Origin of the sequence: Streptomyces sp. SAJ15 (genome assembly GCF_007595705.1) — a bacterium.
Lineage (GTDB): Bacteria > Actinomycetota > Actinomycetes > Streptomycetales > Streptomycetaceae > Streptomyces.
The window spans coordinates 78,784-93,855 of sequence record NZ_NISY01000005.1 but is presented as its reverse complement, the minus strand read 5'-3'; the positions used below and the strand labels follow the sequence as shown (position 1 = coordinate 93,855).

At 74.2% G+C, this 15,072-nt stretch carries 2 protein-coding genes; both read left to right on the top strand.

Annotated features, from left to right (window positions below):
* The first annotated feature begins 24 nt into the window (after window positions 1-24).
* Window positions 25-4,242: an SDR family NAD(P)-dependent oxidoreductase gene (locus CD790_RS34625; RefSeq protein ID WP_313956512.1), complete on the top strand. Its 4,218-nt coding sequence runs from the start codon at window positions 25-27 to the stop codon at window positions 4,240-4,242.
* 68 nt (window positions 4,243-4,310) lie between these two features.
* Complete coding sequence (locus tag CD790_RS15725; RefSeq protein WP_399217686.1) at window positions 4,311-15,065, top strand: SDR family NAD(P)-dependent oxidoreductase; 10,755 nt, start codon at window positions 4,311-4,313, stop codon at window positions 15,063-15,065.
* Window positions 15,066-15,072: the final 7 nt, after the last annotated feature.

The following is a 15,072-nucleotide window of genomic DNA, read 5'->3' as shown; positions in this document are numbered from 1 at the left end:
CGGGATGAGGTCCGGGCGCGTCGGGTGGCGGTGGACTACGCCTCGCACTCGGCTCAGGTCGAGGCCATCGAAGCCGAGCTGCTGGAGGTGCTGGCGCCGATCGAGCCGGTCACCGGACAGGTTCCGTTCTACTCCACCGCGGCCGGTGGGTTCATCGACACCAAGACGCTGGACGCGGCGTACTGGTACGGGAATCTGCGCGGTCGGGTCGGCTTCGAGCCGGCGATCCGCGCGCTGATCGACAAGGGCAACGGCTTCTTCGTCGAGGTCTCTCCGCATCCGGTGTTGACGATGGCGGTCGAGGAGACCGCCGCGGCGCATGGCGCGGAGGACCGGGTCGGGGTCGTGGGGTCGCTGCGCCGTGACGAGGGTGGCATGGAGCGGTTCGCCACCTCGTTGGCCGAGGCGCATGTGGCCGGGGTGGGCGTGGACTGGTCCGCGTTCTACGCCGGCAGCGGCGCCCAGCGGGTGGCCCTGCCGACGTATGCGTTCCAGCGTGAGCGGTTCTGGCTCACCCCGGGTTCCGGTGCCGGCGACGCGACGGCCGCCGGGTTGGGCCGGGTGGAGCACCCGGTCCTCGCCGCGGCGGTGCAGCTGGGCGACCGCGACGAGTGGGTGTTCACCGGCCGGCTCTCCCAGGACGCGCAGCCCTGGACCCGGGACCACCTGGTGTTCGGGATGGCGATGGTGCCGGGCACCGCGTTGGTCGAGATGGCGCTGGCGGCCGGCCGCCGGGTGGGCTGCGAGGTGCTGGACGAGTTGGTGCTGGAGGCGCCGCTGGTCCTGGAGGACGAGTCCGCGCGGCAGGTGCAGATCGCCGTGGGGCCGGCCGGTGAGGACGGCCGACGCGAGGTGACCGTCTTCTCCCGTGCCGAGTCCGGTGGCGCGGAGGAGCCGGGAGAGACGATCTGTCACGGGCGTGGCTGGCTGGCCGCCTACGCCGAGCCCGCGGCGCCGTTCCCGGTGCAGTGGCCGCCGCCCGGCGCGGAACCGGTCGCGATCGGGAGCCTCTACGCACGGCTGGCCGACATCGGACTCGACTACGGGCCGCTGTTCCAGGGCGTCCGCGCGGCGTGGCGCTCCGGTGACGAGGTCTACGCCGAGGTGGCCCTGCCCGACGACGCAGCGGTCGGGGAGTTCGGGATCCACCCCGCGCTGTTCGACGCCGCGCTGCACGGATCGATGCTGGCCAAGGAGGCGGGATCCCCGGTGGACCTGCCGTTCTCCTGGTCGGGAGTGCGGCTCGGGCGGACCGGCCTCACGCGGGCACGGGTGCGGATCGGCACGGCGGGCGAGTCCGCGCTCCGCGTCGACGCGGTCGACGACGCCGGTACCACGGTCGTGTCCGTCGGCTCCCTCGCCGTCCGCCCGCTCGACCCGGCGCAGTTGGAGAGCGCGCAGCGCGGCAAGCACAACGCGCTGTTCCACCTCGACTGGGTCACGGTCAACGTCACGGCCGCCCGGCAGCCGGCGCGGCTGGCGGCCCTCGGCGACCTGGCCGTCGCCGGCGAGCGACACGCCGATCTGGACACGCTGGAGCGGGCCCTCGCCGACGGCGCGGCGGTGCCCGACGCGGTCCTGGTCGCGGTCGAGCCCCCGGCCGCGGCCGGTGATCCCGCGGAGGCGGCGCGGGCGACGGCCGGCCGGACGCTGGAGCTGGTACGGCGCTGGCTGGCGACGGACGCGCTGAGTGAGGCGCGGCTCGTCGTGGTGACGCGTCACGCGATCGCGGTGGACGACGAGACGCCCGATGTGGCGCAGGCGCCCGTCTGGGGTCTGCTGCGCAGCGCGCAGTCCGAGCACCCGGGCCGGTTCGTGCTGGTGGACCTCGACTCCGGTGACGAGCCGGAGTGGGCGTCGCTGCTGGAGCTCGACGAGCCGCAGCTCGCGATGCGCGCCGGCCGGCTGCTGGCGCCACGCCTCGAGCGTGCTCCCGCGGGGGCGACCGGGGACCTGTGGCGGCTGGCGATCGGGCGGAAGGGATCGCTGGAGGACCTGGCGATCGTTCCGTCGGACGCCGGCCGGCCGCTGGGCGCGGGCGAGATACGGGTCGCGGTGCGGGCCGCGGGCCTGAACTTCCGTGATGTGCTGATCGCGCTCGGGATGTACCCGGGCGAGGCCCCGCTGGGCAGCGAGGCGGCGGGCGTCGTCCTCGAAGTCGGCTCCGACGTCACCGAGCTGGCCCCGGGCGACCGTGTCTTCGGCCTGATGACCGACGCGTTCGGACCGGTGGCGGTGGCGGACCGGCGGACGGTCGTGCGGATGCCGGAGTGTCTGTCGTTCGCCGAGGCGGCGGCGGTTCCGGTGGTGTACCTGACCGCGTACTACGGCCTGGTCGACCTCGCCGGGCTGCGCGCCGGAGAGCGGCTGCTGGTGCACGCCGCCGCCGGCGGAGTGGGCATGGCCGCGGTGCAACTGGCCCGGCACTTCGGGGCGGAGGTCCTCGCCACGGCGAGCCCGCCCAAGTGGGACGCGGTGCGCGGCCTCGGCATCCCCGACGAGCTGATCGCCTCCTCGCGCGACCTGAGCTTCCGCGACGCCTTCCTGGAGGTGACCGGCGGAGCCGGGGTGGACGTGGTGTTGGACGCGCTCGCGGGCGAGTTCGTCGACGCCACGTTGGAACTGCTGCCGCGCGGCGGCCGGTTCATCGAGATGGGCAAGACCGACATCCGCGACCCGGAGGTCGTGGCGCGCGAACACGAAGGCGTGCGGTACCGGTCGTACGACCTGCTGGAGGCGGGTCCGGAGCGGATCCAGGAGATGCTGGTCGAGATCACCTCGCTCTTCGAGCAGCGGGTGCTCACACCCTCGCCGATCCGCACCTGGGACGTGCGCCGGGGTCGAGAGGCGTTCCGGTTCCTGCGCGAGGGCCGCAACATCGGCAAGGTCGTGCTGACCGTTCCGGCGCCGCTGGACCCCGAGGGCACGGTGCTGATCACCGGCGGTACCGGCGGTCTGGGCGCGGTGTTCGCCAAGCACCTGGTCGAGCGGCACGGCGCGAAGCACCTGCTGCTCGTGAGCCGCCGGGGCCCGGCGGCCGAGGGCGTGGCCGAGCTGGTCGCCGAGCTGGAGGAGCTCGGCGCGCGGGCCCGCGTCGCCGCCTGCGACGTCACCGACCGGGACCAGCTGGCCGGTCTGCTGGACTCGCTGGAGCACCCCCTCACGGCCGTCCTGCACGCCGCGGGCCTGCTGGACGACGGGGTGGTCGAGGCGCTCACCCCGGAGCAGCTGACCCGGGTGATGCGGCCGAAGGTGGACGCGGCCTGGCATCTGCACGAGCTGACCGCCGGGATGGAGCTGTCGGCGTTCGTTCTCTTCTCCTCGGCCGCGGCGCAGCTGGGCAACCCCGGCCAGGCCAACTACGCCGCCGCCAACGCCGCGCTGGACGCGCTCGCCCACCGGCGGCGCGCGGCGGGGCTGCCGGCGAGCTCCCTCGCCTGGGGCCTGTGGGCGGACGCGACCGGCATGACCGGCGAGCTGGACGAGACCGACCTCGCGCGCATGGAGCGGACCGGCATCGGGGCGCTCTCCACCGAGCTCGGGCTGGAGCTGTTCGACGAGTCGCTCGGACTGGACGCGGCGCTGCTGGTGCCCATCCGGCTGGAGCCGACCGCGCTGCGCGGTCAGGCCCGGGCCGGGATGCTGCCGGCGCTGCTGCGCGGGCTGGTGCGCGCTCCCGCCCGGCGGGCGGAGTCCACGGGCGGGTCGCTGGCGCAGCGGCTGGCCGCGGTGGCGGAAGGCGACCGTGAGCAGGTCGTCCTGGACGTGGTCCGGGCGCAGGTCGCGGCCGTCCTCGGGCACGCCTCGGGTGCCGCGGTCGACCCGGAACGCTCCTTCAAGGAGCTCGGGTTCGACTCGCTGGCCGCGGTCGAGCTGCGCAACCGGCTGACCCAGGCCACCGGGCTGCGGCTGCCCGCCACCCTCGTCTTCGACCACCCCACCCCGGTGGAGGTCGCCCGGCTGCTCTTCAAGGAGGTCGGCGGCGTCGCGGAGCAGGCGCCCTCGCCGTTCGAGGCGGAGCTGCAGAAGCTCGAAGCGATGCTGATCACGGTGGCGAGCGACGAGGAGCGGCTCGCCGAGATCGAGCCGCGGCTGCGCTACCTCAGCAACCGACTGCGGACGGTCCTCAGCGGGGCCGGCGGGCGGCCGGCCGACGCCGACGAAGGGTCTGGCGACGACCTCGATGTGGCATCCGACGACGACATTTTCGAACTGATCGACAAGGAGCTCGGGTCGGCATGACCGAAAACGCGAACGACATGCGGGGCGGATCGACCGACGAGCAGAAGCTCCGCACCTACCTGCGGAAGGTGACCGCGGAGCTGCGCACGGCCAACCGTCGCGTGCGCGAGCTGGAGGAGCGCGACGTCGAGCCGCTGGCGATCGTGGGGATGAGCTGCCGGTACCCGGGCGGGGTGACCTCGCCGGACGAGCTGTGGGAGCTGGTGGCGGCCGGTCGCGACGCGATGTCGCCGCTGCCGACCGACCGCGGTTGGGATCTGGACCGGCTGTTCGGCGCGGACCCCGACCAGGCCGGGACGGTGTCCACGACCGCCGGTGGCTTCCTCGACGGCGTCGGCGACTTCGACGCGGACTTCTTCGGGATCAGCCCCCGCGAGGCGCTGGCGACCGACCCGTCGCAGCGACTGATGCTGGAGGCGGCCTGGGAGGCGTTCGAGGACGCCGGCATCGACCCCACCTCGCTGCGCGGCAGCGACACCGGCGTGTTCACCGGCGCGGTGACCTCCGACTACGGCGGGTCGATGCTGCCGGAGCTGGAAGGGTTCCGGCTGACGGGCACCCAGGGCAGCGTGATCTCCGGACGGATCGCCTACAGCCTGGGCCTCGAAGGTCCCGCCGTCACGGTGGACACGGCGTGCTCCTCGTCGCTGGTGGCGATCCACCAGGCGGCGCGGGCGCTGCGGGCGGGCGAATGCTCGCTGGCGCTGGTCGGCGGCGTGACCGTGCTCGCCGGTCCGTTCCTGTTCGTGGAGTTCAGCCGGCAGCGTGGCCTCGCCCCCGACGGGCGCTGCAAGGCGTACGCGGCCGCGGCCGACGGCACCGGGTTCTCCGACGGCCTGGGCCTGTTGGTGCTGGAGCGGCTGTCGGACGCGCGGCGCAACGGGCACCGGGTGCTGGCCGTGGTGCGGGGCAGCGCGATCAACCAGGACGGTGCGAGCAACGGGTTGACGGCGCCCAGCGGTCCGTCGCAGGAGCGGGTGATCCGGCAGGCGCTGGCCAACGCCGGCCTCAGCGCCGCCGAGATCGACGCCGTCGAGGGCCACGGGACCGGCACCCAGCTGGGCGACCCGATCGAGGCGCGGGCGCTGCTGGCGACGTATGGGCGCGAGCGTGCGGACGCCCCGCTGCGGCTGGGGTCGATCAAGTCGAACATCGGGCACACCTCGGCGGCGGCCGGTGTCGCCGGTGTGATCAAGATGGTGATGGCGATGCGGCACGGGGTGCTGCCCGCCACGCTCCATGTGGACGAGCCGTCGCGGCACGTGGACTGGGACGCCGGGCGGATCGAGCTGCTGACCGAGGCGCGGGAGTGGTCCGCCTCCGAGCGGCCGCGGCGTGCGGGCGTGTCGTCGTTCGGCATCAGCGGGACCAACGCGCACGTGATCCTCGAGGAGGCGCCGGTCGAGGCGCCGGCGGAGGACGACGCGCCGGCCGAGGGGCCTGCGGAGCGGCCGGCGGGCGCGGTGCCGGTCCTGGTGTCCGGCCGGAGCGAGGCCGCGTTGCGTGCGCAGGCCGACCGGCTCCGGGCCCACCTGGCCGCCCGGCCCGCGGCCTCGCCGCTGGACGTCGGACTCTCCTCGGTGACGACCCGGGCGCTGCTGGACCAGCGCGCGGTGGTCGTCGCGGCCGACCGTGAGCGGCTGCTGGCGGGCCTGGCGGCGCTCGCCGCCGGCGAGCCCGCCGCGGGGGTGACCGAGGGCCGCCCGGTGGGCGGCAAGACCGCGGTGCTGTTCACCGGCCAGGGCTCGCAGCGCGCACGGATGGGCGCCGAGCTTGCGGCCGCCTTCCCGCGGTTCGCCGAGGCGCTGGACGAGGTGTGCGTCGAGCTGGACCCCCACGTCGGGCGGTCCGTGCGCGACCTGCTGGCCGCCGAGGACGGCACCGAGGAAGCGGCCCTGCTGAACGCCACGGAGTACACCCAGGCGGCGCTGTTCGCCCTTGAGGTGGCGCTCTTCCGCCTGGTGGAGTCCCTGGGCGTACGCCCGGACTATCTGATCGGGCATTCGGTCGGCGAGCTGGCCGCCGCGCACGTGGCGGGCGTGTTGTCGCTTCCGGACGCCTGCGCGCTGGTCGCGGCGCGCGGCCGGCTGATGGGCGCTCTGCCCACCGGCGGGGCGATGGTGGCGGTGCAGGCGACCGAGGACGAGGTCGCCGCCTCGCTGACCGACTTCGAGGGCCGGCTGGAGATCGCGGCCGTGAACGGGCCGCGTGCCGTGGTGGTGTCCGGGGACGCCGACGCCGCCGAGGAATGGCTGCCGCGGTGGCAGGACCGTAAGACCTCCCGGCTGCGGGTGTCGCACGCGTTCCACTCCCCGCACATGGAGCCGATGCTGGACGAGTTCCGGCGGGTGGCACGGGAGCTGCGGTTCGACGAGCCGCGGATCCCCATCGTCTCGAACGTGACCGGCGAGCCCGTGGGCCCGGAGGTGACCGACCCGGAGTACTGGGTCGGGCACGTGCGGCACGCCGTCCGGTTCGCCGCCGGCGTACGCACCCTGTGGGACCTCGGCGTACGCCGGTACCTGGAGCTGGGACCGGACGCGGTGCTGACCGCGATGGCACGCCAGTGCCTCGACGGCGAGGACGAGGCGGTGCTCGTGTCCGCGCTGCGCGCCCGCCAGCCGGAGCCGGAGGCGTTCGCCGACTTCCTCGGCCGCGCGCACATCGCCGCGGCCGCAGCCGGGTCCGGAGTCGACTGGGCGGCCTTCTACGCGGGCACCGGGGCGCGGCCGGTGGAGCTGCCCACCTACGCGTTCCAGCGGGAGCGGTACTGGCTGGCCCCGAACACCGGGTCGGTGGACGCGGCCGGGGCCGGCCTCGGGCGGCTCGACCACCCGCTGCTCGCGGCGGCCGTCTCCGTCGGCGACCGGGACGAGTGGCTGTTCACCGGCCGACTCTCCACCGAGACGCAGCCCTGGGCCGCCGAACACCTCCTCCTGGGCACCATGGTGGTGCCGGGCACCGGGCTGGTCGAACTGGCCCTCGCCGCCGGCCGACACGCCGCGAGCCCGATCCTCGACGAGCTGGTGCTGGAGGCGCCGCTGCTCCTGGAGGACGGCGTCGTACGGCATGTGCAGGTCACCGTCGGCGAGGCCGGCGAGGACGGCCGCCGGGACGTGGCGATCTACTCACGCCCGGAATCCGGAGCGGAGGACGACGAGCGGGGCGTGACCTGTCACGCACGAGGCGTCCTCGCCCCCGAGACCCGGCCCGCGCCAGAGGACCCGTCGCCCGACTCATGGCCCACCCAGTGGCCGCCGGAGGACGCGGAGCCGCTCGCGGTCGACGCGCTCTACGCCCACCTGACCGACCTCGGCTACGACTACGGCCCGGTCTTCCAAGGCGTGCGCGCCGCCTGGCGCGACGGCGACCAGACCTACGCCGAGGTGGCCCTGCCCGACGGCGCCGACGACGCCGCGGCCGGCGAGTTCGGGATCCACCCGGCGCTGTTCGACGCCGCGCTGCAGAGCGGTGTCATCCTGCTGACCGAGCGCGACGACAGCCGGCACAAGATGCCGTTCAGCTGGGGCGGCGCCCGGCTCGCCCAGCGGGGCGTCTCGCGGCTGCGCGTCCGCTCCGTCGCGACCAGCGACTCCTCCGTGCGGCTCGACGCGGTCGACGACACCGGAGCCCTGGTCGTGTCGGTCGAGTCCGTCGTCGTCCGCCCGGTCGAGCAGGCGAAGATCGAAGGGGCGCGGAGCGGCGGACAGCACACGCTGTTCCAGGTCGACTGGGCCGCCGTTCCGGCCGCGGCCGGGGAGGTCACCGGACCGAAGCGGATCGCGCTCCTCGGCATGGGCCACACCGGCACGGGCGACATCGGCGCGGCCGAGCACCACGCCGACCTGGACGCCCTGGAACAGGCACTCGCCGACGGTGCCACGCCGCCGGAGGCGGTCGTCACCGTGATCGAGCCCTCGACGGGTGACACGGCGGAGGCCGCGCGGGCGACCGCCGGGCGCGCGCTGGAGCTGGTCCGGCGGTGGCTGGCGAGTGAGCGGCTGACCGAAACCCGGCTGGTGCTGGCGACCCGCGACGCGGTCGCGGTGGGCACACAAGCCCCGGACATCGCGCAGGCGGCGGTGTGGGGGCTGGTGCGCAGCGCCCAGTCCGAGCATCCTGACCGATTCGTGCTGATCGATGTCGCGGCCGACGCGGACGAGGACGACAGGCCGGACTGGGGCGCGCTGCTCGCCCTGGACGAGCCGCAGTTGGCGGTGCGGAAGGGCACGGTGCTGGCGCCGCGGCTCGGGCGAGCCGACACGACGGCGTCGCCGGAGGCGCGGCCGCTGGACCCGGACGGAACCGTGCTGATCACGGGCGGCACCGGCGGTCTCGGCGCGGTGTTCGCGCGGCACCTGGCGGGGGCGCGCGGAGCGCGGCGACTGCTCCTGGTGAGCCGGCGCGGTCCGGCGGCCGAGGGTGTGGACGAGTTGGTCGCCGAGCTGGCGGGCCTGGGCTGTGAGGCGCGGGTCGCGGCCTGCGACGTGTCCGATCGCGCGCGGCTGGCCGACCTGATCGGCTCGCTGGAGCATCCGCTGACCGCCGTCGTGCATGCGGCGGGTGTGCTGGACGACGGGGTGGTCGAAACACTCAGCACCGAGCAGCTGACGCGGGTGATGCGTCCCAAGCTCGACGCGGCGCTGCACCTGCACGAGCTCACCGCGGACATGGAGCTGTCGGCCTTCGTCCTGTTCTCCTCGGTCGCTGCCCTCATCGGAAGCCCCGGCCAGGCCAACTACGCGGCCGCGAACTCCTCCCTCGACGCGCTCGCCGCGACGCGACGCGCGGCGGGACTGCCGGCGACCTCGCTGGCGTGGGGCCTGTGGGCCGACGCGCGCGGCATGGCGGGCGAGCTCGGCGAGAACGACCTCGCGCGGCTGGAGCGGATGGGGGTCGGCGCGCTGTCGACCGAGCTCGGGCTGGAGGCGTTCGACCAGGCCATCGGGCTGGCCGCGGCGCTCGTGGCGCCGGTCCGGCTGGACCTCGCCGCGCTGCGGGTGCAGGCACGGAGCGGGATGCTGCCGGTGCTGCTCCGCGGCCTCGCGCCCACGCCCGCCCGCCGCGCCGAAGCGGGCGGCTCGCTGGCGCGGCGGCTGGCCGAGGTGGCCGAGTCCGACCGGGAACGAGTCGTGCTCGAACTGGTGCAGGCGCAGGTCGCGGCCGTCCTGGGGCACGCCTCCGCCGCCACCGTCGGCGCCGAACGGGCCTTCAAGGACCTCGGGTTCGACTCGCTGAGCGCCGTCGAGCTGCGCAACAGGCTGAACCAGAACACGGGCGTGCGGCTGCCCGCCACCCTCATCTTCGACCACCCGACCCCGATGGCCGTCGCCCGGCTGATCCTCGCCGAGGTCGGTGGGGTCGCGGAGGCACCGCGTCGCGCGGCGCGGCCGCGGCGGGCGCAGGCCGACGAGCCGCTGGCGATCGTCGGGATGAGCTGCCGGTACCCGGGCGGGGTCACCTCGCCGGACGAGCTGTGGGAGCTGGTGGCGTCCGGTCGCGACGCTGTCTCGGGGCTGCCCACCGACCGCGGCTGGGACGTGGAGCGGCTCTACGACCCGGACCCGGACCAGCTCGGGACGGTGTACACACGCGGCGGCGGCTTCCTGGAGCGGCCGGGCGAGTTCGACGCGGAGTTCTTCGGGATCAGCCCCCGTGAGGCGCTGGCGATGGACCCGCAGCAGCGGTTGATCCTCGAGGCGGCCTGGGAGGCGTTCGAGGGCGCCGGTATCGACCCGACCTCGCTGCGCGGCAGCGACACCGGCGTCTTCTGCGGTGTGGTCACCACGGACTACGGCGGCACGATGCCGCCGGAGCTGGAGGGCTACCGGCTGACCGGCAACACGACGAGCGTCGCCTCCGGGCGTATCTCCTACACGCTGGGTCTGGAGGGGCCCTCGGTGTCGGTGGACACGGCGTGTTCGTCCTCGCTGGTGGCGCTGCACCTGGCCGCCCAGGCGCTGCGGTCCGGCGAGTGCTCGATGGCCCTGGCCGGCGGCGTGACCCTGATGGCGGGCCCCTACCTGCTGACGGAGTTCAGCCGGCAGCGGGCGCTGTCCCCGGACGGACGCTGCAAGTCCTACGCGGCGGCCGCGGACGGGACCGGGTTCTCCGACGGCGTGGGCCTGCTCGTGGTGGAGCGGCTCTCGGACGCGATCCGTAACGGGCACCGGGTGTTGGCCGTGGTGCGGGGCAGCGCGATCAACCAGGACGGTGCGAGCAACGGCTTGACGGCGCCGAACGGTCCGTCGCAGGAGCGGGTGATCCGTCAGGCGCTGGTGAACGCCGGCCTGAACGCCGCCGATGTGGACGCGGTGGAGGGCCACGGCACCGGCACCAAGCTCGGTGACCCGATCGAGGCGCAGGCCCTGCTGGCGACCTACGGCCGCGAGCGCGTGGACGCCCCGCTGCGGCTGGGGTCGATCAAGTCGAACATCGGGCACACCTCGGCGGCGGCCGGTGTGGCGGGTGTGATCAAGATGGTGATGGCGCTGCGGCACGGGATGCTGCCCGCCACGCTCCATGTCGATGAGCCGTCGCCGCACGTGGACTGGGCCTCCGGCGAGGTCCAGCTGCTGACCGAGGCGCAGAAGTGGCCGGCCTCGGAGCGGGTGCGCCGTGCGGGCGTCTCGTCGTTCGGCGTGAGCGGCACCAACGCGCACGTGATCCTGGAAGAGGCACCGAGCGCGGCGCTGGTGAAGCCCCGAGCGCAGGCTCCGGGCGCCGCCCCGACGGTGGTTCCGGTGCTGGTGTCGGCGCGGAGTGAGGCGGCGTTGCGGCAGCAGGCCGACCGTCTGCGAGCCCATCTGACCGCGCGGCCTGAGCTGTCGCTGCTGGACGTCGGCTTCTCGTCGGTGACGACGCGGGCGCAGCTGGAGCGCCGCGCGACCGTGGTGGCGACCGACCGTGAGCAACTGCTGGCCGGCCTGGAGGCCCTGGCCGCGACCGATCCCGCCGCGCATGTCCTTGAGGGACAGGTGGTCGGCGGAAACGCGGTGTTCGTCTTCCCGGGTCAGGGTGCTCAGTGGGTGGGTATGGCGGTGGAGTTGTTGGATTCCTCGTCGGTGTTCGCGGAGTCGATCGCGGCGTGTGGTGAGGCGCTGTCGGAGTTCGTGGACGTGTTGCGGTCGGTGGAGGGGGCGCCGTCGCTGGAGCGGGTGGATGTGGTGCAGCCCGCGTTGTGGGCGGTGATGGTGTCCCTGGCCGGGTTGTGGCGCTCCTACGGGGTGGAGCCGTCGGCGGTGGTGGGTCACTCGCAGGGTGAGATCGCCGCGGCGTGTGTGGCCGGTGGTCTGTCGCTGGGTGATGGTGCTCGGGTGGTGGCGTTGCGGAGTCGTCTGGTGCGTGAGCGTCTGGCGGGTCTGGGTGGGATGGTGTCGGTGGCGTTGCCGGTGGAGCGGGTGGAGGAGTTGCTCGTTCCGTATCGGGGTCGGGTGTCGGTCGCGGCGGTGAACGGTCCTGCCGCGGTGGTGATCGCCGGTGAGCCGGAGGCGCTGGATGAGCTGATCGCGCTGTGCGAGCGGGATGAGGTCCGGGCGCGTCGGGTGGCGGTGGACTACGCCTCGCACTCGGCCCAGGTCGAGGCCATCGAAGCCGAGCTGCTGGAGGTGCTGGCGCCGATCGAGCCGGTCACCGGACAGGTTCCGTTCTACTCCACCGCGACGGGTGGATTTATCGACACCAAGATGCTCGACTCCGGGTACTGGTACGGGAATCTGCGTGGCCGGGTGGGCTTCGAGCCGGCGATTCGGGCGTTGATCGACAACGGTGTGCAGGTCTTTGTCGAGATGTCTCCGCATCCGGTGTTGACGATGGCGGTCGAGGAGACGGCCGCGGCGCATGGCGCGGAGGACCGGGTCGGGGTCGTGGGGTCGCTGCGCCGTGACGAGGGTGGCATGGAGCGGTTCGTCACCTCGTTGGCCGAGGCGCATGTGCTGGGGGCCGGGGTCGACTGGTCGGTGCTGTTCGACGGTGGTGGGGCCCAGCGGGTCGAGCTGCCGACGTACGCGTTCCAGCGTGAGCGGTTCTGGCTCACCCCGGGTTCCGGTGCCGGCGACGCGGCGGCCGCCGGGCTGGGCCGGGTGGAGCATCCGGTCCTCGCCGCGGCGGTGCAGCTGGGCGACCGCGACGAGTGGGTGTTCACCGGTCGGCTGTCCATCGACGCGCAGCCCTGGACCCGGGACCACATGGTGTTCGGGCTGGTGCTGGTCCCGGGCGTCACGCTGGTCGAGCTGGCGTTGACCGCCGGCCGGCAGCTGGGCTGCGCGGTGCTGGAGGAGATGGTCATCGAGGCGCCGCTCATCCTGGAAGAGGATCTCGTACGGCAGATCCAGGTCACCGTGGGCCCGGCCGATGAGAGCGGTCGCCGTGAGGTGGCGGTCTTCTCCCGGCCGGAGTCCGGTGACGAGGACGAGCGGCGGGAGGCGGTCTGCCACGGGCGTGGCTCGCTGGCCGCGGACGCTGAAGTCTCGACCCCCTCGGACCCGTTCCCGCTCCAGTGGCCGCCCGCCGGCGCCGAACCGATCGCCGTCGACACGCTGTACGCGCGTCTGAACACCTACGCGCACCTCACCGACGCCGACTTCGACTACGGTCCCGCCTTCAGGGCCGTAGAGGCGGCCTGGCGCTCCGGTGACGAGGTCTACACCGAGCTGGCGCTGCCCGAGATCGCGGGCTCCGCCCACGGATTCGGGCTGCACCCGGCGCTGCTGGACTCCGCGCTGCACGGTGGGCTCGGCATGCTCTACCGGGGCGCCGACGCTCCGGGCGGGCTGCCCTTCTCCTGGACCCGGGTGCGACTGGACCAGGTCGGTCTCACCCGGCTGCGGGTGCGGATCGCTCTGGCGAGTGAGACCGCCCTGCGGCTCGACATCGCCGGTGAGGACGGCCGGCCCGTCGCGAGCATGGAGCGGATGGACGTACGTCCGGTCGAGCAGGCCCAGCTGGAGGCCGCCCGACACGGTGGTCAGCAGCGGTCGCTCCACCAGGTGGAGTGGGCGGCGGTGCCGGCCGGGTCGCCGAGCGCGGCGCGGGTCGCGGTCCTCGGCGAACTGTCGGTCTCCGGGGAGCGGTTCGCGGACCTGGACGCGTTGGAGCAGGCGCTCGCCGACGGCGCGGAGGCGCCGGACGCGGTCCTGACCGGCGTGGAGATCCCCGCCCCGACGGGTGACGAGGCCGGAGCCGCGCTGGAGACGGCGGGCCGGGCGCTGGAGCTGGTGCGGCGCTGGCTGGCGAGCGAGCGGCTGACCGGGACCCGGCTCGTGGTGGTGACCCGTCACGCGGTCGCGGTCGGCGCGGAGGCGCCGGACGTGGCGGCGGCTCCGATCTGGGGTCTGCTGCGCAGCGCGCAGTCGGAGCACCCGGGGCGGTTCCTCCTGGTGGATCTCGACGACAGCGGCGAGCCGGACTGGGCGGGGCTGCTCGATCTCGACGAGCCGCAGCTCGCGATGCGCGACGGCGGGCTGCTGGCGCCCCGGCTCATGCGGGTCGACGCGGCGGCACCGGCTGAGCCGCGGCCGCTGGACCCGGCGGGAACGGTGCTGATCACCGGTGGTACCGGCGGTCTGGGCGCGCTGTTCGCCAAGCACCTGGTCGAGCGGCACGACGCGCGGCATCTGCTGCTCGTGAGCCGCCGGGGGCCGGCGGCCGAGGGTGTGACCGAGCTGGTCGCCGAGCTGGAGGAGCTCGGCGCACGGGCCCGCGTCGCCGCCTGCGACGTGACCGACCGAGACCAGCTGGCCGGTCTGCTGGACTCGTTGGACCGGCCGTTGACGGCGGTCGTACACGCGGCCGGTGTGCTGGAGGACGGCCTGGTCGAGGCGCTCACCCCGGAGCAGTTGGCGCGGGTGATGCGGCCGAAGGTGGACGCGGCCTGGCATCTGCATGAGCTGACCGAGGGGATGGAGCTGTCGGCGTTCGTCCTGTTCTCCTCGGTGGCGGCGTTGATCGGCAGCCCGGGGCAGGCGAACTACGCGGCGGCGAACGCGGTCCTGGACGCCCTCGCCGCGGGGCGGCGCGCGCAGGGACTCCCGGCGTCCTCGCTGGCCTGGGGCCTGTGGGCGGACGCGACCGGGATGACCGGTCACCTCGGCGAGGCCGAGCTCGCGCGGCTGGAGCAGATGGGCGTCATCGCCCTGTCGGCCGAGCTGGGGCTGGAGCTGTTCGACGAGGCCCTCGGGGTGGACGCGGCGCTCCTGGCGCCGGTCCGGCTGGATCCGGCCGCGCTGCGGGTGCAGGCGCGGGCGGAGCTGCTGCCGCCGCTGCTGCGCGGACTGGTGCGGGCACCGGCCCGACGCGCGGAGCCCACCGGCGGGTCGCTGACGCAGCGACTGGCCGGAGTGGCGGAAGCCGACCGGGAGCGCGTGGTGCTCGAACTGGTCCAGGCGCAGGTCGCGGCCGTCCTCGGACACGCCTCCGCCGCGGCGATCGCCCCGGAGCGGCCCTTCCAGGAGCTCGGTTTCGACTCCCTGGGCGCGGTCGGGCTGCGCAACAGGCTGACCCAGACCACGGGCCTGCGGCTGCCGGCGACTCTCATCTTCGACCACCCGACACCGCTGGCGGTGGCACAGCTGCTCCTCTCCGAGGTCGGCGGCGACGAGGAAGAGGAGTCGTTCATCGATCAGGAGCTGAAGAAGCTCGAAGCCATGCTCGCCGCGATCACGGCCAACGAGCAGCAGCAGGTGGCGGGACGCCTGCGCACGCTGCTGGCCTCCATCACCGACGGCGGAGCCCAGGGCGGACAGAGCACCAGCGAACGGATCGAGGCGGCCACGACCGCTGACGAGGTCTTCCAGTTGATCGACGCCGAGTTCGGCGAGGCATGACGAGGAA